At 54.0% G+C, this 23,381-nt stretch carries 13 protein-coding genes, 6 tRNA genes and 3 rRNA genes; all 22 read right to left on the reverse strand.

Annotation, left to right across the window (positions count from 1 at the left end; all coding sequences use genetic code 11):
- Positions 1 to 214: 214 nt before the first annotated feature.
- Positions 215 to 4,414, reverse strand: coding sequence for a DNA-directed RNA polymerase subunit beta' (gene rpoC, locus ACYZTM_RS12145; RefSeq protein WP_007896632.1), 4,200 nt, complete (start codon positions 4,412 to 4,414; stop codon positions 215 to 217).
- Positions 4,415 to 4,478: 64 nt separating this feature from the next.
- The gene (rpoB, locus tag ACYZTM_RS12150; protein WP_461988827.1) at positions 4,479 to 8,552 is read right to left on the reverse strand and encodes a DNA-directed RNA polymerase subunit beta; all 4,074 of its coding nucleotides are present in this window, start codon (positions 8,550 to 8,552) and stop codon (positions 4,479 to 4,481) included.
- Between the two features lie 220 nt (positions 8,553 to 8,772).
- A complete protein-coding gene (gene rplL, locus ACYZTM_RS12155; protein ID WP_010467258.1) occupies positions 8,773 to 9,138 on the reverse strand; it encodes a 50S ribosomal protein L7/L12 in 366 nt (121 codons plus the stop codon).
- 80 nt (positions 9,139 to 9,218) lie between these two features.
- Positions 9,219 to 9,719, reverse strand: a complete 501-nt coding sequence (gene rplJ / locus ACYZTM_RS12160; protein ID WP_008145489.1) for a 50S ribosomal protein L10 — start codon at positions 9,717 to 9,719, stop codon at positions 9,219 to 9,221.
- A 198-nt stretch (positions 9,720 to 9,917) separates the two neighbouring features.
- Entirely contained in the window at positions 9,918 to 10,613 is a 696-nt protein-coding gene (gene rplA, locus ACYZTM_RS12165; RefSeq protein ID WP_128872506.1) for a 50S ribosomal protein L1, read from the reverse strand.
- A complete protein-coding gene (gene rplK / locus ACYZTM_RS12170) occupies positions 10,613 to 11,044 on the reverse strand; it encodes a 50S ribosomal protein L11 (protein ID WP_003210097.1) in 432 nt (143 codons plus the stop codon). Before rplK ends, rplA begins: the two co-directional genes overlap by 1 nt.
- A gap of 116 nt (positions 11,045 to 11,160) precedes the next feature.
- A complete protein-coding gene (gene nusG / locus ACYZTM_RS12175) occupies positions 11,161 to 11,694 on the reverse strand; it encodes a transcription termination/antitermination protein NusG (RefSeq protein ID WP_007896622.1) in 534 nt (177 codons plus the stop codon).
- Between the two features lie 9 nt (positions 11,695 to 11,703).
- Positions 11,704 to 12,072 (reverse strand): preprotein translocase subunit SecE, encoded by a 369-nt coding sequence (secE, locus tag ACYZTM_RS12180; protein ID WP_008145488.1) that lies wholly within the window; start codon positions 12,070 to 12,072, stop codon positions 11,704 to 11,706.
- 45 nt (positions 12,073 to 12,117) lie between these two features.
- Positions 12,118 to 12,193: transfer RNA gene (locus ACYZTM_RS12185), tRNA-Trp, on the reverse strand.
- 53 nt (positions 12,194 to 12,246) lie between these two features.
- Complete coding sequence (tuf, locus tag ACYZTM_RS12190) at positions 12,247 to 13,440, reverse strand: elongation factor Tu (protein WP_092277391.1); 1,194 nt, start codon at positions 13,438 to 13,440, stop codon at positions 12,247 to 12,249.
- Positions 13,441 to 13,523: 83 nt separating this feature from the next.
- Positions 13,524 to 13,599 (reverse strand) — tRNA-Thr (locus ACYZTM_RS12195).
- A 26-nt stretch (positions 13,600 to 13,625) separates the two neighbouring features.
- A tRNA-Gly gene (locus ACYZTM_RS12200) sits at positions 13,626 to 13,699 on the reverse strand.
- 24 nt (positions 13,700 to 13,723) lie between these two features.
- A tRNA-Tyr gene (locus ACYZTM_RS12205) sits at positions 13,724 to 13,808 on the reverse strand.
- A 142-nt stretch (positions 13,809 to 13,950) separates the two neighbouring features.
- Positions 13,951 to 14,391 carry a hypothetical protein gene (locus ACYZTM_RS12210; protein WP_461988830.1) on the reverse strand — a complete coding sequence of 147 codons (441 nt, stop codon included), beginning with the start codon at positions 14,389 to 14,391 and terminating at the stop codon, positions 13,951 to 13,953.
- A 7-nt stretch (positions 14,392 to 14,398) separates the two neighbouring features.
- Positions 14,399 to 15,148: a pantothenate kinase gene (locus tag ACYZTM_RS12215; RefSeq protein ID WP_461988832.1), complete on the reverse strand. Its 750-nt coding sequence runs from the start codon at positions 15,146 to 15,148 to the stop codon at positions 14,399 to 14,401.
- The gene (birA, locus tag ACYZTM_RS12220; protein WP_461988833.1) at positions 15,138 to 16,097 is read right to left on the reverse strand and encodes a bifunctional biotin--[acetyl-CoA-carboxylase] ligase/biotin operon repressor BirA; all 960 of its coding nucleotides are present in this window, start codon (positions 16,095 to 16,097) and stop codon (positions 15,138 to 15,140) included. Before birA ends, ACYZTM_RS12215 begins: the two co-directional genes overlap by 11 nt.
- A 135-nt stretch (positions 16,098 to 16,232) precedes the next feature.
- Positions 16,233 to 16,348: ribosomal RNA gene (gene rrf, locus ACYZTM_RS12225) — 5S ribosomal RNA — on the reverse strand.
- Positions 16,349 to 16,502: 154 nt separating this feature from the next.
- A 23S ribosomal RNA gene (locus ACYZTM_RS12230) occupies positions 16,503 to 19,394 on the reverse strand.
- 239 nt (positions 19,395 to 19,633) lie between these two features.
- A tRNA-Ala gene (locus ACYZTM_RS12235) sits at positions 19,634 to 19,709 on the reverse strand.
- Positions 19,710 to 19,718: 9 nt separating this feature from the next.
- Positions 19,719 to 19,795: transfer RNA gene (locus ACYZTM_RS12240), tRNA-Ile, on the reverse strand.
- 123 nt (positions 19,796 to 19,918) lie between these two features.
- A 16S ribosomal RNA gene (locus ACYZTM_RS12245) occupies positions 19,919 to 21,457 on the reverse strand.
- Together the 16S, 23S and 5S rRNA genes with 2 tRNA genes alongside form the textbook arrangement of a ribosomal RNA operon.
- A gap of 551 nt (positions 21,458 to 22,008) precedes the next feature.
- Positions 22,009 to 23,208, reverse strand: coding sequence for a tyrosine--tRNA ligase (tyrS, locus tag ACYZTM_RS12250; RefSeq protein WP_461988834.1), 1,200 nt, complete (start codon positions 23,206 to 23,208; stop codon positions 22,009 to 22,011).
- Between the last annotated feature and the right edge of the window lie 173 nt (positions 23,209 to 23,381).

The following is a 23,381-nucleotide window of genomic DNA, read 5'->3' on the forward strand; positions in this document are numbered from 1 at the left end:
ACTAGCTCCACTGTTGTCTTGCGACGCTATTGTCTTGCAAGAAAAGCAAAATGGCAGGAACGAATTCCCGCCAAATTTAGGGGTACAAGAGTCTAAAGAGGATCTTGTCCCCAGTCAAGGCAAGGCCCCGACCTCCCCGCTCATCCAACCTCGACAAATTGTCTCGATTCGATGAACGGAACGGCCAGGGCCTTACGCTCATTTACCGCAGAACTCAGTTACCGCTCGAGTTCAGCGCTTCGGTCAGTGCAGCTTCCACTTCACTGGCGCTTACGCGCAACGGTTTGTCAGCATCACGACGGCGCTTGCGCTCGCTGTGATAAGCCAGACCGGTACCTGCCGGGATCAGACGACCCACGACCACGTTTTCTTTCAGGCCGCGCAGGTAATCGCGCTTGCCGGTTACCGCCGCTTCGGTCAGTACGCGAGTGGTTTCCTGGAAGGAAGCCGCCGAGATGAACGATTCGGTGGACAACGACGCCTTGGTGATACCCAACAGCACACGAGTGAACTTGGAAACGAATTTCTCGTCGCCAGCCAGACGCTCGTTCTCTACCAGAACGTGAGTCAATTCCATCTGGTCGCCCTTGATGAAACTGGAATCGCCGGATTCAGCGATTTCAACTTTACGCAGCATCTGACGCAGGATGGTCTCGATGTGCTTGTCGTTGATCTTCACGCCTTGCAGACGGTAAACGTCCTGGATCTCGTTCACGATGTACTTGGCCAGCGCACTCACACCCAGCAGACGCAGGATGTCGTGTGGATCGCTCGGGCCGTCGGAGATAACTTCGCCGCGGTTTACCTGTTCGCCTTCGAAGACGTTCAGGTGACGCCACTTCGGAATCAGCTCTTCGTACGGATCGCTACCGTCGTTCGGGGTGATAACCAGACGGCGCTTGCCTTTGGTCTCTTTACCGAACGCGATGGTGCCGCTGACTTCAGCCAGAATCGAGGCTTCTTTCGGACGACGAGCTTCGAACAGGTCAGCAACACGCGGCAGACCACCGGTGATGTCACGGGTCTTCGAAGTCTCTTGCGGAATACGAGCGATAACATCACCGATCGCGATTTTCGCACCGTCCGCTACACCGACCAGGGCGTTGGCAGGCAGGAAGTACTGAGCAATTACGTCGGTACCCGGCAGCAAGAGATCCTTGCCGTTGTCATCAACCATCTTCACAGCAGGACGGATATCTTTACCGGCAGCTGGACGGTCTTTGGCGTCGAGTACTTCAATGTTGGTCATACCGGTCAATTCGTCAGTCTGACGCTTGATCGTGATGCCTTCTTCCATGCCCACGTAGGTCACGGTACCTTTCATTTCGGTAACGATTGGGTGAGTGTGCGGATCCCACTTGGCCACGATTGCACCAGCGTCGACCTTGTCACCTTCTTTAACCGAAATCACAGCACCGTACGGCAGCTTGTAACGCTCGCGCTCACGACCGAAGTCATCAGCGATCGCCAGCTCACCGGAACGGGACACAGCAACCAGGCAACCATCCACTCGCTCAACATGCTTCAGGTTATGCAGACGGACGGTACCGCCATTCTTCACCTGAACGCTGTCGGCTGCGGAAGTCCGGCTTGCCGCACCACCGATGTGGAACGTACGCATGGTCAGCTGGGTACCCGGCTCACCGATGGACTGGGCAGCGATAACGCCGACCGCTTCACCGATGTTCACCTGGTGACCACGAGCCAGGTCACGGCCGTAGCACTTGGCGCAAATGCCGTAGCGGGTTTCGCAGCTGATCGGCGAACGCACGATCACTTCGTCGATGCTGTTCAGCTCGATGAACTCGACCCACTTCTCGTCTACCAGCGTACCGGCAGGAACGATGATTTCTTCGGTACCCGGCTTGAACACGTCACGGGCAATGACACGACCCAATACGCGCTCACCCAACGGCTCAACAACGTCACCGCCTTCAATGTGCGGAGTCATTACCAGGCCATGTTCGGTGCCGCAATCGATCTCGGTCACAACCAGATCCTGCGCCACGTCTACCAGACGACGAGTCAGGTAACCGGAGTTCGCAGTTTTCAACGCGGTATCCGCCAAACCTTTACGAGCACCGTGAGTGGAGATGAAGTACTGAAGTACGCTCAAACCTTCACGGAAGTTCGCAGTAATCGGCGTTTCGATGATGGAACCGTCCGGCTTGGCCATCAGGCCACGCATACCGGCGAGCTGACGGATCTGCGCAGCAGAACCCCGTGCGCCCGAGTCGGCCATCATGTACATCGAGTTGAAGGACTCTTGGTCGACTTCGACGCCATGACGGTCGATGACTTTCTCTTTCGAGAGGTTGGCCATCATCGCCTTGGAAACTTCGTCGTTCGCCTTGGACCAAAGGTCGATCACCTTGTTGTACTTCTCGCCCTGGGTTACCAGACCGGAGGCGTACTGACTTTCGATCTCTTTCACTTCGTCGGTAGCAGCACCGATGATGCGGGCTTTTTCATCCGGGATAACGAAGTCGTTAACACCGATGGAAACGCCGGAAATGGTCGAATAGGCAAAACCGGTGTACATCAACTGGTCAGCGAAGATCACGGTCTCTTTCAAACCAACCACGCGGTAGCATTGGTTAATCAGCTTGGAGATCGCCTTTTTCTTCATCGGCTGGTTGACGACGTCGTACGACAGACCAGGTGGAACAACCTGGAACAACAGCGCACGGCCGACAGTGGTGTCGACGATACGGGTGTTCTTGACGCTGCCACCATCACGATCGTTGACGGTTTCGTTGATCCGCACTTTGACTTTAGCGTGCAGTGCGGCTTCGCCAGCACGGAACACACGGTCAACTTCTTGCAGATCCGCGAACACACGACCTTCGCCTTTGGCGTTGATCGCTTCACGAGTCATGTAGTACAGACCCAATACAACGTCCTGCGACGGAACGATGATTGGCTCACCGTTGGCTGGCGACAGAATGTTGTTGGTCGACATCATCAACGCACGCGCTTCCAACTGGGCTTCCAGTGTCAGCGGTACGTGCACGGCCATTTGGTCGCCGTCGAAGTCGGCGTTGTACGCAGCACAGACCAGAGGGTGCAGCTGGATAGCCTTACCTTCGATCAGTACCGGTTCAAACGCCTGGATACCCAGACGGTGAAGGGTCGGTGCACGGTTGAGGAGAACCGGGTGTTCGCGGATTACTTCAGCGAGAACGTCCCAAACTTCCGGCAGCTCGCGCTCGACCATCTTCTTGGCAGCTTTGATGGTGGTTGCGAGACCACGCATTTCCAGCTTGCCGAAAATGAACGGCTTGAACAGCTCGAGAGCCATTTTCTTCGGCAGACCGCACTGGTGCAGACGCAGGGTCGGACCTACGGTAATTACCGAACGACCCGAGTAGTCAACACGCTTACCGAGCAAGTTCTGACGGAAACGACCTTGCTTACCCTTGATCATGTCAGCCAGGGATTTCAGAGGACGCTTGTTCGAACCGGTGATAGCGCGGCCACGACGACCGTTGTCGAGCAGTGCGTCGACGGCCTCCTGCAACATACGCTTTTCGTTGCGCACGATGATGTCCGGAGCGGACAGATCAAGCAGGCGCTTCAAGCGGTTGTTACGGTTGATCACTCGTCGATACAGATCGTTGAGGTCGGAAGTCGCGAAGCGACCGCCATCCAGCGGGACCAGTGGACGCAGATCTGGCGGCAAAACCGGCAGAACGGTCAGCACCATCCATTCTGGAAGGTTGCCGGAACCCTGGAAGGCTTCCATCAACTTCAGACGCTTGGACAGCTTCTTGATTTTGGTTTCGGAGTTGGTTTGCGGAATTTCTTCGCGCAGACGGCCAATCTCGTGTTCCAGGTCGATAGCGTGCAGCAGTTCACGGACAGCTTCGGCACCCATGCGGGCATCGAAATCGTCGCCGAACTCTTCCAGCGCTTCGAAGTACTGCTCGTCGTTCAGCAGCTGACCTTTTTCAAGGGTGGTCATGCCTGGGTCGATAACGACATAGCTCTCGAAGTAGAGAACGCGTTCGATATCACGCAGGGTCATGTCCATCAGCAAGCCGATACGCGACGGCAGCGATTTCAGGAACCAGATGTGGGCAACTGGCGAGGCCAGTTCGATGTGCGCCATGCGCTCACGACGAACTTTAGCCAGCGCGACTTCAACGCCGCACTTCTCGCAGATCACACCACGGTGCTTCAAGCGCTTGTACTTACCGCACAGGCACTCGTAATCCTTTACCGGGCCAAAGATCTTGGCGCAGAACAGGCCGTCACGCTCAGGTTTGAACGTACGGTAGTTGATGGTTTCCGGCTTTTTAACTTCACCGAACGACCACGAACGGATCATCTCAGGCGATGCCAATCCAATACGGATGGCGTCGAACTCTTCGACTTGACCCTGGTTTTTCAGCAAATTCAGTAGGTCTTTCAAGGCCTTTCCTCCTGGCGGAGCAGAGAGCGGGCAATCCTGCCCCGCTCTCGATTCGCGTCACGTGTTATTCGGTTTCCAGATCGATATCGATGCCGAGGGAACGAATTTCCTTGATCAACACGTTGAAGGACTCGGGCATGCCCGGCTCCATACGGTGATCGCCATCCACGATGTTTTTGTACATCTTGGTACGGCCGTTCACATCGTCCGACTTCACTGTGAGCATTTCTTGCAGAGTGTAAGCAGCACCGTATGCTTCCAGTGCCCAGACCTCCATCTCCCCGAAACGCTGACCACCGAACTGCGCCTTACCACCCAGCGGCTGCTGGGTAACCAGGCTGTACGAACCGGTAGAACGAGCGTGCATCTTGTCGTCTACCAAGTGGTTCAGCTTCAGCATGTACATGTAGCCAACAGTAACCGGGCGCTCGAACTTGTTGCCGGTACGGCCGTCGGTCAGCTGCATCTGGCCGCTTTCTGGCAGGTCTGCCAGTTTCAGCATGGCCTTGATTTCGCTTTCCTTGGCGCCGTCGAACACTGGAGTGGCCATTGGAACGCCGCCACGCAGGTTCTTCGCCAGATCCAGGATTTCCTGGTCGGAGAAGCTATCCAGATCTTCGTTACGACCGCCGATCTGGTTGTAGATCTCGTCGAGGAATTTACGAAGCTCAGCGACTTTGCGCTGCTCTTCGATCATCCGGTTGATCTTCTCGCCCAAGCCTTTAGCCGCGAGGCCGAGGTGGGTTTCAAGGATCTGACCAACGTTCATACGCGACGGTACGCCCAACGGGTTGAGGACGACGTCGACCGGAGTGCCATTGGCATCGTGCGGCATGTCTTCAACCGGCATGATCACGGAGACCACACCTTTGTTACCGTGACGACCGGCCATCTTGTCGCCCGGCTGGATGCGGCGACGGATTGCCAGGTAAACCTTGACGATTTTCAGCACGCCTGGAGCCAGGTCATCGCCCTGCTGCAGTTTGCGCTTCTTGTCTTCGAACTTGTCGTCCAGCAGACGGCGGCGATCAACGATGTAGGCCTGAGCCTTCTCGAGTTGCTCGTTCAGAGCATCTTCAGCCATGCGCAGTTTGAACCACTGACCATGCTCAAGACCGTCGAGAACTTCGTCGGTGATTTCCTGACCTTTCTTCAGACCGGCGCCGCCTTCGGCTTTATGGCCGACCAGAGCGGAACGCAGACGTTCGAAAGTGGCGCCTTCAACGATACGGAACTCTTCGTTCAGGTCCTTGCGGATCTCGTCGAGTTGAGTCTTCTCGATCGACAGTGCACGAGCATCACGCTCAACGCCGTCACGGGTGAAGACTTGTACGTCGATGACGGTACCCTTGGTGCCGGTAGGCACGCGCAGGGAGGTGTCTTTAACGTCGCTGGCTTTTTCACCGAAGATGGCACGCAACAGTTTTTCTTCCGGAGTCAGCTGGGTCTCGCCTTTCGGAGTGACCTTACCGACCAGAATGTCGCCTGCGCCTACTTCAGCACCTACGTAAACGATACCGGCTTCGTCCAGTTTGTTCAGTGCAGCCTCACCCACGTTCGGGATGTCTGCAGTGATTTCCTCTGGCCCAAGCTTGGTGTCACGCGCCACACAGGTCAGTTCCTGAATGTGGATCGTGGTAAAGCGGTCTTCTTGAACAACTCGTTCCGACAGGCAGATGGAGTCTTCGAAGTTGTAACCGTTCCAGGCCATGAACGCGATGCGCATGTTCTGACCCAGCGCCAGTTCACCCATGTCGGTGGACGGGCCGTCAGCCATGATGTCGCTGCGCTGAACCCGATCACCTTTACGCACCAGCGGACGCTGGTTGATGCAGGTGTTCTGGTTGGAGCGGGTGTACTTGGTCAAGTTGTAGATGTCGACACCAGCTTCACCGGTTTCAACTTCGTCATCAGCAACACGAACCACGATACGGCTGGCATCAACGGAGTCGATCACGCCGCCACGACGAGCCACGACGCAAACGCCGGAGTCACGGGCTACGTTACGCTCCATGCCGGTACCGACCAGCGGCTTGTCAGCGCGCAGGGTTGGTACAGCTTGACGCTGCATGTTCGACCCCATCAACGCACGGTTGGCGTCATCGTGCTCGAGGAACGGGATCAGCGACGCTGCAACCGAAACTACCTGCTTCGGAGAAACGTCCATCAAGGTGACGTCTTCCGGCGCCTTGACGGTGAACTCGTTCAAGTGACGAACAGCTACCAGCTCGTCGACCAGCATTTTCTTGTCGTTCATCGTGGCCGAAGCCTGAGCGATCACGTGATCAGCTTCTTCGATGGCGGACAGGAACACGATCTCGTCGGTGACCAGAGCGTCTTTCACCACACGGTACGGGCTCTCGAGGAAGCCGTACTGGTTGGTGCGCGCATAGGCAGCCAAGGAGTTGATCAGACCGATGTTCGGACCTTCCGGCGTTTCAATCGGGCATACACGACCGTAGTGAGTCGGGTGTACGTCACGAACTTCAAAGCCAGCACGCTCACGAGTCAAACCGCCAGGGCCAAGTGCAGACACACGACGCTTGTGGGTGATCTCGGACAGCGGGTTGTTCTGGTCCATGAACTGGGAAAGCTGGCTGGAACCGAAGAACTCTTTCACCGCCGCAGCCACTGGCTTGGCGTTGATCAGGTCTTGCGGCATCAGGCCTTCGCTTTCAGCCATCGACAGACGCTCTTTGACCGCACGCTCAACACGTACCAGGCCAACGCGGAACTGGTTCTCGGCCATTTCGCCTACACAGCGAACACGACGGTTACCCAGGTGGTCGATGTCATCAACGATGCCTTTACCGTTACGGATGTCGACCAGAGTCTTCAGTACCGCGACGATGTCTTCTTTGCACAACACGCCCGAACCTTCGATCTCGGTACGACCGATACGACGGTTGAACTTCATCCGGCCGACCGCAGACAGGTCATAGCGCTCAGGGCTGAAGAACAGGTTGTTGAACAGAGTCTCGGCAGCGTCTTTGGTTGGCGGCTCGCCTGGACGCATCATGCGATAGATCTCGACCAGCGCTTCCAATTGGTTGCTGGTGGAGTCGATCTTCAGCGTGTCGGAGACGAACGGACCGCAGTCGATGTCGTTGGTGTACAGAGTTTCGATGCGAACAACCTGGGACTTGGCGATTTTCGCCAGGATCTCGGTGTTCAGCTCGGTGTTGCACTCTGCCAGGATTTCGCCGGTTGCCGGATGCACGATGACCTTGGCGGTAGTGCGACCCAGGACGTAGTCCAGAGGCACTTCCAGGGTTTTGAGACCGGCTTTTTCGATCTGGTTGATGTGGCGCGCAGTAATACGACGACCAGCCTCAACGATGACCTTGCCTTTCTCGTCCTGAATATCCAGAACCGCAATTTCACCACGCAGACGCGAAGCAATCAGTTCCAGACTGAGGGTTTCGCCGCTCAGATGGAAAACGTTGGTGGTGTAGAACGCGTCGAGCACTTCTTCGGTGGTATAGCCGAGCGCGCGCAGCAGTACCGATGCAGGCAGCTTGCGACGACGGTCGATACGCACGAACACGCAGTCTTTCGGGTCGAACTCGAAGTCCAGCCACGAACCGCGGTAAGGAATGATGCGCGCGGAATACAGCAGTTTACCCGAGCTGTGCGTCTTGCCACGGTCGTGGTCGAAGAACACGCCCGGGGAACGGTGCAGCTGGGAAACGATTACACGCTCGGTACCGTTGATTACGAAGGTACCGTTCTCAGTCATCAGGGGGATTTCACCCATGTAGACTTCTTGCTCTTTAATGTCCTTGATCGCTTTGTTCGACGATTCTTTGTCGAAAATGATCAGGCGCACTTTTACCCGCAAAGGTACGGCGTAAGTTACACCGCGCAATACGCATTCTTTGACATCAAATGCCGGTTCGCCCAGGCGATAACCGACGTACTCCAGCGCAGCATTGCCGGAGTAGCTGATGATCGGGAAAACGGATTTGAAGGCCGCATGCAGGCCCACGTCGCGGAACTGATCTTTAGTCGCTCCCGCTTGCAAGAATTCACGATACGAATCCAGCTGGATGGCCAGGAGGTACGGCACATCCATGACGTCCGGCAACTTGCTAAAGTCCTTGCGGATACGTTTTTTCTCAGTATATGAGTAAGCCATCAGCGTTCCCCAGCTTGGTCACCTGCTTGTTTGGCCCCTCCCGACGGGAGCAGCCAGAAAATCGTGCAAACCCCATGGTTTGCGCCACCGCATCGGGTGGTTACAGCTCGTTACCAGCACCGACCCAGTCGGCTGCCAATAACGGAAAAAGGCCGGTGGCAAGAGCCACCAGCCATCAGCCTTTCGCTTAACGCTCGGGCTGGAGGAGCAAAGTCGATGCTTACTTCAGCTCGACTTTAGCGCCTGCTTCTTCCAGAGTGGCTTTGGCTTTGTCAGCTGCGTCTTTCGAAACAGCTTCCAGAACCATGCCAGGAGCGCCGTCAACTACAGCCTTGGCTTCTTTCAAGCCCAGACCGGTCAGTTCACGTACTGCCTTGATCACGTTAACTTTCTTCTCGCCAGCTTCCAGCAGCATGACGTTGAATTCAGTTTGTTCTTCAACAACGGCAGCGACAGCAGCTGGACCAGCGGAAGCAGCGGCAGCGGAAACGCCGAACTTCTCTTCCATGGCCTTGATCAGCTCAACGATTTCCAGAACGGATTTTTCGCCGATTGCTTCGATGATTTGGTCGTTAGTCAGAGACATGACTATAAATTCCTGTATTGGGGTGACAGCCTACGCGGCCATCGAAATAAACAATAAACGCTGAAAGGAGTCGCTCAGCCTTAGGCTGCAGCTGCTTCTTTCTGGTCGCGAAGAGCCGCCAGAGTACGAGCCAATTTGCTGGTTGCGCCTTGAATCACGCTCATCAGCTGAGAAATTGCTTCGTCACGGGTCGGCAGGCTTGCCAGTACGTCGATCTGATTAGCTGCGAGGAACTTGCCCTCGAACGCAGCTGCCTTGATCTCGAACTTATCCTGACCTTTTGCGAACTCTTTGAAGATACGGGCAGCAGCGCCCGGATGGTCTTTGGAGAATGCAATCAAGGTCGGGCCAGTGAACACGTCGTTGAGCACGTCATATTGAGTGCCAGCAACGGCGCGCTTGAGCAGGGTGTTACGTACAACACGTACGTAAACGCCAGCTTCACGAGCCTCTTTACGGAGTCCGGTCATAGCGCCTACTGTTACGCCACGGGCATCAGCCACGACAGCGGACAGAGCAACTTGGGCAGCCTTGTTGACTTCAGCGACGATGGCCTTCTTGTCTTCAAGTTTAATTGCCACGGGAAAAACTCCTGCTTGTTACCGTTTCATCCAACCGAGGCCAGATGTCGTTTTGGTGTCTGATTCGGTAAGGAACCGGGAGCACCATCTGCGTAGGCTTGAGGTTTAAGACTTGCGTCGCCTACGGTCTTGGATAGCCCCCGCCAGGCAGGGACCCCAATCTTTCAATTGGCGCAATCGCTTGCGCCAATTTTTGTCTTACGCTTCCAGCGAACCTTGGTCGATGACCAGGCCCGGCCCCATGGTGGTACTCAGGGTGATGCGCTTGACATAAATGCCTTTCGAGGAAGCCGGTTTGATACGCTTCAGATCAGAGATCAGGGCTTCAACGTTTTCCTTCAGCTTGACGGCATCAAAGCCGACTTTGCCAACGGAGGTGTGAATGATGCCGTTTTTGTCGGTGCGATAACGAACCTGACCAGCCTTGGCGTTTTTAACCGCGGTAGCTACATCTGGAGTTACGGTGCCGACTTTAGGGTTAGGCATCAGGCCACGTGGGCCGAGGATCTGACCCAACTGACCCACAACGCGCATTGCATCCGGGGATGCGATAACTACGTCATAGTTCAGGTCGCCGCCTTTCATTTCAGCAGCCAGGTCGTCCATACCAACACGGTCAGCGCCGGCAGCCAGAGCGGCCTCAGCAGCTGGACCCTGGGTGAACACAGCTACGCGAACGGTCTTGCCAGTGCCGTGTGGCAGCACAGTAGCGCTACGAACAACCTGGTCAGATTTACGCGGGTCAACACCCAGGTTTACAGCAACGTCGAACGACTCGCTGAACTTGACAGTCGACAGCTCAGCCAGCAGAGCAGCAGCGTCTACAAAGTTGTAGGACTTGCCTGCTTCGATTTTGCCGGCGATAGCCTTTTGACGCTTGGTCAACTTAGCCATTACACACCCTCCACGTTAAGGCCCATGCTACGAGCAGAACCGGCGATAGTACGCACGGCTGCGTCCATATCAGCTGCAGTCAGATCCGCGTTTTTGGTTTTCGCGATTTCTTCCAGCTGAGCACGGGTCACGGTGCCAACCTTAACGGTGTTCGGACGAGCGGAACCGCTAGTCAGACCAGCAGCCTTCTTCAGCAGAACCGAAGCAGGGGTGGATTTGGTTTCGAAAGTGAAGCTACGGTCGCTGTAGACAGTGATGATCACTGGAGTCGGCAGACCTGGCTCAATACCCTGAGTACGGGCGTTGAAAGCCTTGCAGAATTCCATGATGTTCACGCCGTGCTGACCCAAAGCAGGACCAACAGGTGGGCTTGGGTTAGCCTGAGCGGCCTTCACTTGCAGCTTGATGTAAGCGGTAATCTTCTTGGCCATGAGGCACTCCAATTACGGGTTCGAACGCCTCGAAAGGCTCCCCGGTTACTTGCGCGTTTATCCCAGTGACGACAAAACCCCACAGCCTGGGCTGCGGGGTTGGGATGCTTGTTCAGCTAGACCTTTTCGACCTGACTGAACTCTAACTCTACCGGAGTAGAGCGACCGAAAATGAGCACTGCCACTTGGATCCGGCTCTTTTCGTAGTTAACTTCTTCGACCGTGCCAGTGAAATCGGCAAACGGACCGTCATTGACACGTACCGACTCACCCGGCTCGAACAACGTCTTCGGCTTCGGCTTGTCGCTACCATCAGCAACACGACGCAGAATCGCTTCTGCCTCTTTATCTGTGATCGGTGCAGGCTTATCAGCGGTACCGCCGATGAAACCCATCACCCGAGGAGTATCCTTGACCAAGTGCCAAGTACCCTCGTTCATGTCCATCTGAACCAGCACATAACCTGGGAAGAACTTGCGCTCGCTTTTGCGTTTCTGGCCATTACGCATTTCAACCACTTCTTCAGTGGGAACCAGAATTTCGCCAAAGCCATCTTCCATGCCAGCCAGCTTTACGCGCTCTACTAACGAGCGCATGACATGCTTCTCGTAACCGGAGTAAGCATGCACAACGTACCAACGCTTAGCCACGGGACACCCTTAGCCGACAATCAAGGAAACAAGCCAGCCGAGCAGGGAATCAAGCCCCCACAACAGCAACGCCATAACCAGAACAACAGCCACAACAATCAGCGTGGTCTGCGTGGTTTCTTGGCGAGTTGGCCATACGACTTTACGAATTTCGGTGCGAGCTTCCTTGACCAGTACAAAGAAAGACTTGCCCTTGACTGTCTGCAGGCCTACAAAGGCAGCTACAGCAGCAATGGCGAGCAATGCAAGTACGCGGTACAGGATCGGCGAAGCAGAGTAATACTGATTGCCAACAACGCCAACAACCACCAAGGCGACTACTACAAGCCACTTGAGTAGATCGAAGCGAGAGCCTTGAGCTTCAGCTTTAGGAGTCATCTATGAAGATCCTGTGAAAAGAAAGCCAGACACACGAAGTGAATCTGGCAGGTCAGGAGGGAATCGAACCCCCAACCTACGGTTTTGGAGACCGTCGCTCTGCCAATTGAGCTACTGACCTAAAACAAAATCAGGCCGACCATTATGCCGGCCCGAAAAAGACATTACAACAATTTACTCGATGACTTTGGCTACGACACCAGCGCCGACGGTACGACCGCCTTCACGGATAGCGAAACGCAAGCCATCTTCCATCGCGATGGTTTTGATCAGAGTGACAGTCATCTGAATGTTGTCACCTGGCATCACCATTTCAACGCCTTCTGGCAGCTCACAGTTACCGGTCACATCAGTCGTACGGAAGTAGAACTGCGGGCGGTAGCCTTTGAAGAACGGAGTATGACGCCCGCCTTCTTCCTTGCTCAGAACGTAAACTTCAGCAGTGAACTTGGTATGCGGCTTGACGGTGCCCGGCTTGACCAGAACCTGGCCACGCTCAACATCATCACGCTTGGTACCACGCAGCAGTACGCCGCAGTTCTCGCCAGCACGACCTTCGTCGAGCAGCTTGCGGAACATTTCAACACCAGTACAAGTAGTTTTGACAGTGTCACGAAGACCAACAATCTCAACTTCTTCCTGAATGCGGACAATGCCACGCTCAACACGACCGGTCACAACAGTACCGCGACCGGAGATCGAGAACACATCCTCGATCGGCATCAGGAACGGCTTATCAATGGCACGCTCAGGCTGCGGAATATAACTATCCAGTGTCTCGACCAACTTCTTGACGGCAGTGGTGCCCATCTCGTTGTCGTCTTGACCATTCAACGCCATCAGCGCCGAACCGATTATGATCGGAGTGTCGTCACCCGGGAAATCGTAAGTGCTCAGCAGATCGCGCACTTCCATCTCAACCAGCTCCAGCAGCTCAGCGTCGTCAACCATGTCAGCCTTGTTCAGGAAGACAACGATGTACGGAACGCCTACCTGGCGGGACAACAGGATGTGCTCACGGGTTTGCGGCATAGGACCGTCAGCGGCCGAGCAAACCAGGATAGCGCCATCCATCTGAGCAGCACCGGTAATCATGTTCTTTACGTAGTCGGCGTGACCTGGGCAGTCAACGTGTGCGTAGTGACGTACGGCCGAATCGTATTCAACGTGAGCAGTGTTAATGGTGATACCACGTGCTTTTTCTTCTGGGGCGCTATCGATCTTGTCGAAATCAACCTTTGCCGAACCGAAAACTTCGGAGCAGACACGGGTCAGCGCAGCGGTCAGGGTAGTTTTACCGTGGTCGACGTGACCAATGGTGCCTACGTTGACGTGCGGCTTATTACGTTCGAACTTTTCCTTAGCCATCGAAGCAACCCCCAGCAGAAGAATTAAGCAGTAATACCAGCCATTAAAACAAAGGCAGATATTTTCATATCTGCCTTGTTATATGGAGCTCTTGAGCGGATTTGAACCGCTGACCTCACCCTTACCAAGGGTGTGCTCTACCAACTGAGCTACAAGAGCGTAACGCCTTGCAGGACCTGCAAACTTGGAGCGGGTAGCGGGAATCGAACCCGCATCATCAGCTTGGAAGGCTGAGGTTCTACCACTAAACTATACCCGCGGAGCTTGCAGCTCTCGCTAAAAATGGTGGAGGGGGAAGGATTCGAACCTTCGAAGTCGTAGACGTCAGATTTACAGTCTGATCCCTTTGGCCGCTCGGGAACCCCTCCTAAGCGAGCCGGCATTCTATATCATGCCGACCTTCTGTCAAGCATTTTCTCATTAAAAACCTGAGGTTAGCTGCGTTGACACCGCTTTGCACCGTTGACCTTTAAAAGTCTTCACTGCGAAGCGGGCGCCATTCTATGCAAACTATTCCGCAGGCGCAACCCCCTCGCACGGCATTATTTTATGTTTTAACTCATTGAATTCTCTAGAAAGGTTTAGCAGCTGAAGATCATCCACTAAACGCCGGCTTTCGGGCGCTACGCGGACCCAGTAACCAGCAGAATCAGAGGAGTCTTTTGGCAAAGACTGAAATTTGATATCCATCCCGCCCAATCGCCGCTCAGCTGCCAGTGCGATCTCCTGACGAGTAAATCCACCCAGATAAAGGCACCCACTGTCCGCCGACGCCGACTTTCCTTTCTCACGAGCCGTATCAGTCGCCTCGCTCAGCAAGCGGATATCCTGCTGCGATCCTCGATACAAACTCAATGGCGTGACGTCTTTGGCACGCAGCGGAGCTTCTTGTTGATGCCAGATGTAATAGAAGACATTGAGAACAAGCAGCAGCAGGAACAACCAACGCATAAAAACCTCAAGACAAAGGACATGCCATCGCCAGACCTACAAATACCAGGTCCGGAACAAGCCTGGCATCAGGCACGATTTCAGAGACGAGCGCCGCATCACCTCCCGTGAGGAATACAGCAAAATCCTCCCCCCAATAACTACGCGCCATTTCCAGTTGAGTCAGAACGAAGCCCCTCAACATAAGCGAACATCCCCGTTCAACCGCTTCAACAGTTGTTCGGCCAGGCACGAGGCTTTCCAGGGCGCGCTCGGCAGCAATATCGCCGTAGCGAATCTTGCGGGTATGGGTTCGCAACTGATTGCGCATTAAAGGCATTCCTGGACAAATAAACCCACCAAGATGCTCTCCATCCTCCGCAATGAAATCAGCAGTCACTGCAGTTCCGAAATCGAGTACCAGGCACGCTCCTGCGGCCAGGTGAAATCCACCGAGCATCGCAAGCCAGCGATCAAGCCCTAACCGCTCGAACTCCTCGTACCCATTTCGAACGCCAGCCATTTCGCACGCCGGTGCAGCGCATATCGCGGACACAGAGAATGCTTGCGCCAGCAGAGAAGTCAACCCGCCAGTCTCTTCGGTCGTTCTGACACTGACCAGCCGGCACTGCTTGAGGACCAGCCCTTCAAGTCCATTCAGGCTTTCCAGCAATGCGAGATCCGAATCCACCACGCCCTCACCAAACACCTGCCCGGCATCAGCATGGAGAACACGCCACTTTATGAAACTGTTTCCGCAGTCGAGCTCAAGAATCATCACGCAACCTCAGGCTGAGCTCACCACCACTAAAGACTTTTTCCACACCATCTACCTTCAAGCGCAAGGCACCTTGACTGTCGATACCCAATACTTCGCCATCTATCTGGTTAACGCCAGCAATCAACGAGACTGCCCGCCCTTGCCAAAGATGGTTCTGCTCCCATTCCCGCTGTATGGCGGAAAACCCATCGATCTGATGACGAGCCAGATACTTCTGAAGCATTAACCCTAATTGCGCGACGAGGTGATTGCGATCAAACACCCTGCCCGACTCCAGCCGCATGGATGTCCATTGCTGATCAATCTCATCGGTCGCCTGCATGTTCACATTAATTCCAACGCCCAGCACTACGTGACACACATCAGCAGGATCTCCCACCAACTCGAGCAATATTCCGGCAATTTTTTTCTGGCCAACCAAAACATCGTTGGGCCACTTCAAGCCCGCGCCCGGAATACCGAGATCTCGCAAAGCCTGCATGACAGCAAGCCCAACCACAAGGCTCAAGCCCTCGAGCTGACGCATTCCACCTTCGATACGCAATACGAGGCTGTAATAGATGTTTTCCGCGAAAGGGCTGGCCCAATTACGGCCACGTCGGCCGCGCCCCGCAGTCTGCCGCTCGGAGAGCACCAAAAATGGCGCAGCCTGGCCACGCTCGATTGCGCGCAAGGCTTCAGCGTTAGTGGAGTCAATGGAGTCGAAGACCAGAATAGGCCAGTCACATGAGGATGCCTGCGATTTTATGTCGGAAGAATCAAGCAGCGTCAATGGCGCAGCCATTTGATAGCCGCGACCGCGCACCTTGTGGATGGACAAGCCTAGCTCAGCCTCTAAATGCTGAAGCTGCTTCCATACCGCGCTACGACTAATACCCAAGGCGACACCCAGGGCCTGACCCGAATGGAACTTGCCATCCTTAAGAAGCTTTAACAACGTCAGCATGCAAGTCTCGCCTCACAATGAGGCCCGCATGATAGCCATGCCCCGAGCTGTTGCATAGAAAACCCGAGAGCCAGCACTTTCCTGCGGACAAAACAAAACCCCAACTGCTTACGCAATTGGGGTTTCGGAATTTAATCTTGACGATGACCTACTCTCACATGGGGAAACCCCACACTACCATCGGCGATGCATCGTTTCACTGCTGAGTTCGGGATGGGATCAGGTGGTTCCAATGCTCTATGGTCGTCAAGAAATTCGGTAGCCAGGTCGTGGGCCTTTTCAGGTTCACGCTCCAGCGAATGGGTATGCGATAGTTTGGTGTTTTGTGAGTATCTCGAACTTTCGGTTCGTTTCGTCTTCACACACCGCAATCTGGCTTTTACGCTCAAATTGCTTGGGTGTTATATGGTCAAGCCTCACGGGCAATTAGTATTGGTTAGCTCAACGCCTCACAGCGCTTACACACCCAACCTATCAACGTCGTAGTCTTCGACGGCCCTTCAGGGGACTCAAGGTCCCAGTGAGATCTCATCTTGAGGCTAGTTTCCCGCTTAGATGCTTTCAGCGGTTATCTATTCCGAACATAGCTACCCGGCAATGCCACTGGCGTGACAACCGGAACACCAGAGGTTCGTCCACTCCGGTCCTCTCGTACTAGGAGCAGCCCCTCTCAAATCTCAAACGTCCACGGCAGATAGGGACCGAACTGTCTCACGACGTTCTAAACCCAGCTCGCGTACCACTTTAAATGGCGAACAGCCATACCCTTGGGACCGGCTTCAGCCCCAGGATGTGATGAGCCGACATCGAGGTGCCAAACACCGCCGTCGATATGAACTCTTGGGCGGTATCAGCCTGTTATCCCCGGAGTACCTTTTATCCGTTGAGCGATGGCCCTTCCATACAGAACCACCGGATCACTAAGACCTACTTTCGTACCTGCTCGACGTGTCTGTCTCGCAGTCAAGCGCGCTTTTGCCTTTATACTCTACGACCGATTTCCGACCGGTCTGAGCGCACCTTCGTACTCCTCCGTTACTCTTTAGGAGGAGACCGCCCCAGTCAAACTACCCACCATACACTGTCCTCGATCCGGATAACGGACCTGAGTTAGAACCTCAAAGTTGCCAGGGTGGTATTTCAAGGTTGGCTCCACGCGAACTGGCGTCCACGCTTCAAAGCCTCCCACCTATCCTACACAAGCAAATTCAAAGTCCAGTGCAAAGCTATAGTAAAGGTTCACGGGGTCTTTCCGTCTAGCCGCGGATACACTGCATCTTCACAGCGATTTCAATTTCACTGAGTCTCGGGTGGAGACAGCGCCGCCATCGTTACGCCATTCGTGCAGGTCGGAACTTACCCGACAAGGAATTTCGCTACCTTAGGACCGTTATAGTTACGGCCGCCGTTTACCGGGGCTTCGATCAAGAGCTTCGCGTTAGCTAACCCCATCAATTAACCTTCCGGCACCGGGCAGGCGTCACACCCTATACGTCCACTTTCGTGTTTGCAGAGTGCTGTGTTTTTAATAAACAGTCGCAGCGGCCTGGTATCTTCGACCGGCATGGGCTTACGCAGTAAATGCTTCACCCTCACCGGCGCACCTTCTCCCGAAGTTACGGTGCCATTTTGCCTAGTTCCTTCACCCGAGTTCTCTCAAGCGCCTTGGTATTCTCTACCCAACCACCTGTGTCGGTTTGGGGTACGGTTCCTGGTTACCTGAAGCTTAGAAGCTTTTCTTGGAAGCATGGCATCAACCACTTCGTGTTCTAAAAGAACACTCGTCATCAGCTCTCGGCCTTAGAATCCCGGATTTACCTAAGATTCCAGCCTACCACCTTAAACTTGGACAACCAACGCCAAGCTGGCCTAGCCTTCTCCGTCCCTCCATCGCAATAACCAGAAGTACAGGAATATTAACCTGTTTTCCATCGACTACGCTTTTCAGCCTCGCCTTAGGGACCGACTAACCCTGCGTCGATTAACGTTGCGCAGGAAACCTTGGTCTTTCGGCGTGGGTGTTTTTCACACCCATTGTCGTTACTCATGTCAGCATTCGCACTTCTGATACCTCCAGCAAGCTTCTCAACTCACCTTCACAGGCTTACAGAACGCTCCTCTACCGCATCACCTAAGTGATACCCGTAGCTTCGGTGTATGGTTTGAGCCCCGTTACATCTTCCGCGCAGGCCGACTCGACTAGTGAGCTATTACGCTTTCTTTAAAGGGTGGCTGCTTCTAAGCCAACCTCCTAGCTGTCTAAGCCTTCCCACATCGTTTCCCACTTAACCATAACTTTGGGACCTTAGCTGACGGTCTGGGTTGTTTCCCTTTTCACGACGGACGTTAGCACCCGCCGTGTGTCTCCCATGCTCGGCACTTGTAGGTATTCGGAGTTTGCATCGGTTTGGTAAGTCGGGATGACCCCCTAGCCGAAACAGTGCTCTACCCCCTACAGTGATACATGAGGCGCTACCTAAATAGCTTTCGAGGAGAACCAGCTATCTCCGAGCTTGATTAGCCTTTCACTCCGATCCACAGGTCATCCGCTAACTTTTCAACGGTAGTCGGTTCGGTCCTCCAGTTAGTGTTACCCAACCTTCAACCTGCCCATGGATAGATCGCCCGGTTTCGGGTCTATTCCCAGCGACTAGACGCCCTATTAAGACTCGCTTTCGCTACGCCTCCCCTATTCGGTTAAGCTCGCCACTGAAAATAAGTCGCTGACCCATTATACAAAAGGTACGCAGTCACCCAACAAAGTGGGCTCCCACTGCTTGTACGCATACGGTTTCAGGATCTATTTCACTCCCCTCTCCGGGGTTCTTTTCGCCTTTCCCTCACGGTACTAGTTCACTATCGGTCAGTCAGTAGTATTTAGCCTTGGAGGATGGTCCCCCCATATTCAGACAAAGTTTCTCGTGCTCCGTCCTACTCGATTTCATGACTAAGAGATTTTCGCGTACAGGGCTATCACCCACTATGGCCGCACTTTCCAGAGCGTTCCGCTAATCTCAAAGCCACTTAAGGGCTAGTCCCCGTTCGCTCGCCACTACTAAGGGAATCTCGGTTGATTTCTTTTCCTCAGGGTACTTAGATGTTTCAGTTCCCCTGGTTCGCCTCTTAAGCCTATGTATTCAGCTTAAGATAACCATCTTATGATGGCTGGGTTCCCCCATTCAGACATCTCCGGATCAAAGTCTGTTTGCCGACTCCCCGAAGCTTTTCGCAGGCTACCACGTCTTTCATCGCCTCTGACTGCCAAGGCATCCACCGTATGCGCTTCTTCACTTGACCATATAACCCCAAGCAATCTGGTTATACTGTGAAGACGACATTCGCCGAAAATTCGATAATACTCAATTAAGAGCAACTCACAAATTTTACCTTAGCCTGATCCGTTACCAGTGAAAGTAACGTTCAGTCTATCTTTCTATCACATACCCAAATTTTTAAAGAACGATCTAATCAAAGACTAGAAATCAATATTCACTTCAGAATATTCATTTCTAAACTCTAACAGCAGAAGCAGTTAATGGTGGAGCCAAACGGGATCGAACCGTTGACCTCCTGCGTGCAAGGCAGGCGCTCTCCCAGCTGAGCTATGGCCCCATACAAAATTGGTGGGTCTGGGCAGATTCGAACTGCCGACCTCACCCTTATCAGGGGTGCGCTCTAACCAACTGAGCTACAGACCCAATTTCGAGCGCGTAACTGTTAGCTGTGAGCTATCAGCTTGGAGCTTAAAGCTGCTTCTATCGTCTTCTTCAATGAATCAAGCAATTCGTGTGGGAACTTATGGAGCAGCTGATGTCGTCGATTAAGGAGGTGATCCAGCCGCAGGTTCCCCTACGGCTACCTTGTTACGACTTCACCCCAGTCATGAATCACACCGTGGTAACCGTCCTCCCGAAGGTTAGACTAGCTACTTCTGGTGCAACCCACTCCCATGGTGTGACGGGCGGTGTGTACAAGGCCCGGGAACGTATTCACCGCGACATTCTGATTCGCGATTACTAGCGATTCCGACTTCACGCAGTCGAGTTGCAGACTGCGATCCGGACTACGATCGGTTTTCTGGGATTAGCTCCACCTCGCGGCTTGGCAACCCTCTGTACCGACCATTGTAGCACGTGTGTAGCCCAGGCCGTAAGGGCCATGATGACTTGACGTCATCCCCACCTTCCTCCGGTTTGTCACCGGCAGTCTCCTTAGAGTGCCCACCATTACGTGCTGGTAACTAAGGACAAGGGTTGCGCTCGTTACGGGACTTAACCCAACATCTCACGACACGAGCTGACGACAGCCATGCAGCACCTGTCTCAATGTTCCCGAAGGCACCAATCCATCTCTGGAAAGTTCATTGGATGTCAAGGCCTGGTAAGGTTCTTCGCGTTGCTTCGAATTAAACCACATGCTCCACCGCTTGTGCGGGCCCCCGTCAATTCATTTGAGTTTTAACCTTGCGGCCGTACTCCCCAGGCGGTCAACTTAATGCGTTAGCTGCGCCACTAAGAGCTCAAGGCTCCCAACGGCTAGTTGACATCGTTTACGGCGTGGACTACCAGGGTATCTAATCCTGTTTGCTCCCCACGCTTTCGCACCTCAGTGTCAGTATCAGTCCAGGTGGTCGCCTTCGCCACTGGTGTTCCTTCCTATATCTACGCATTTCACCGCTACACAGGAAATTCCACCACCCTCTACCATACTCTAGCTTGTCAGTTTTGAATGCAGTTCCCAGGTTGAGCCCGGGGATTTCACATCCAACTTAACAAACCACCTACGCGCGCTTTACGCCCAGTAATTCCGATTAACGCTTGCACCCTCTGTATTACCGCGGCTGCTGGCACAGAGTTAGCCGGTGCTTATTCTGTCGGTAACGTCAAAACACTAACGTATTAGGTTAATGCCCTTCCTCCCAACTTAAAGTGCTTTACAATCCGAAGACCTTCTTCACACACGCGGCATGGCTGGATCAGGCTTTCGCCCATTGTCCAATATTCCCCACTGCTGCCTCCCGTAGGAGTCTGGACCGTGTCTCAGTTCCAGTGTGACTGATCATCCTCTCAGACCAGTTACGGATCGTCGCCTTGGTGAGCCATTACCTCACCAACTAGCTAATCCGACCTAGGCTCATCTGATAGCGCAAGGCCCGAAGGTCCCCTGCTTTCTCCCGTAGGACGTATGCGGTATTAGCGTCCGTTTCCGAGCGTTATCCCCCACTACCAGGCAGATTCCTAGGCATTACTCACCCGTCCGCCGCTCGCCACCAGGTACAAGTACCCGTGCTGCCGCTCGACTTGCATGTGTTAGGCCTGCCGCCAGCGTTCAATCTGAGCCATGATCAAACTCTTCAGTTCAAACATCTTTGGGTTTTTAAGAAACCCTAAACTTGGCTCAGCAATCGTTGGTTACATCTTTGATTTCTCGCGGAGTAACTTGTGATGCTGATAATCTTGTTGACTATCAGTCTGACTCCACAAGCACCCACACGAATTGCTTGATTCAGTTGTTAAAGAGCGGTTGGTTAAGATCTTTCGTCTCAACCGAGGCGCGCATTCTACAGCAGCCTCTGTTGCTGTCAAGCGGTTATTTTCAGAAGTTTTCAAAGTTTCCTTGCAACTTCAACCACTTGCGCTTCCGATCTCTCGTTAGCGGGAGGCGAATTCTACAGCGTTACTCGCTGCTGTCAACACCTCTTTTTCTCCGCTTTCGACCGAGAAGATCGAACCGTCAATCAAGCCAAACCCACCTGCTTGATCAACTCCTTCTGCGCTCCGATGATCTGAAGCAACTCGCTGTCGAAAACTGCGTAACTCTTTGTTTACCAAGGAGTTTTCCGTTTCGACTGCGCCGGAAGTGGGGCGAATTATAGACTTCCAGAATCTGCCGTCAACCCCTAATTTCAGCTTTACTCGGATTTGAGCGAAATACGCGCAAATGCCTTCTTTCCCGCCTGGCAAACATGGGTCGCGCCCAGTACGTATATAAAGGTGCGATCGACAACCTCACCATCTATACGCACACCACCGGAACCCAGCAGGTCTCGAGCGACGGCCGAGTTCTTGACCAGGCCCGCCTTATTAAGGACGGCAGCGATCGGCATGTCTTCAGTCGCGGTCAATTCGATCTCTGGCAGATCGTCCGGCAGCTCGCCTTCCTTCATACGGTTGCCCGCCGCACGGTGAGCATTGGCCGCAGCCTCTTCACCATGGAAACGTGCAACGATCTCTTCGGCCAGCTTGATCTTGATATCACGCGGGTTGGCACCCGCCTCGACATCGGCACGGAATGCATTGATCTCATCCATGGAGCGGAAACTGAGCAACTCAAAGTAGCGCCACATCAGCGCATCCGGAATAGAGACCAGCTTGCCGTACATGACACCCGGCGCCTCCTGGATACCGACGTAGTTGCCCAAGGACTTGGACATCTTCTTCACGCCATCCAGACCTTCGAGCAGCGGCATAGTCAGGATGCATTGAGCCTCTTGACCATAACTGCGCTGCAGCTCACGTCCCATCAGCAGGTTGAACTTCTGATCGGTACCGCCCAACTCGACATCCGCGCGCAAAGCGACCGAGTCATACCCTTGAACCAACGGATAGAGAAACTCGTGAATAGCGATTGGCTGGTTGGTGGTGTAGCGCTTGTCGAAGTCGTCGCGCTCAAGCATGCGAGCCACGGTGTACTGCGAAGTCAGACGAATGAAGTCCGCCGGCCCCATCTGATCCATCCAAGTGGAGTTGAACGCCACTTCGGTCTTGGCCGGATCAAGAATCTTGAAGACTTGAGTCTTGTAGGTCTCGGCATTCTCGAGAACCTGCTCGCGAGTGAGCGGAGGACGTGTCGCGCTTTTGCCGCTCGGATCACCGATCATCCCGGTGAAGTCACCTATAAGGAAGATGACCTGATGACCCAGCTCCTGGAACTGGCGCAGCTTATTAATAAGCACGGTATGACCCAGGTGCAAATCCGGCGCAGTCGGATCGAAGCCTGCCTTAATACGTAGCGGCTGGCCACGCTTGAGCTTTTCGATCAGCTCGGACTCGACCAACAGTTCTTCCGCACCACGTTTTATCAGCGCTAGCTGCTCTTCAACCGACTTCATAACAGACCCGCAAGGCTCGAATTCAAAGGGAACCAACCATACAAGATCACGCGTCAAATACAAAGTTTGGCCGGCGCAATGACGCCAATCCGCTGGCAGAGTGACCACGGACTTGCTTCAGAGATGATTTGGTTATATTTTATACAGTTATTTCATCTTCATCATGTCATTCA

It is taken from the genome of Pseudomonas sp. MDT2-39-1 (genome assembly GCF_054898085.1).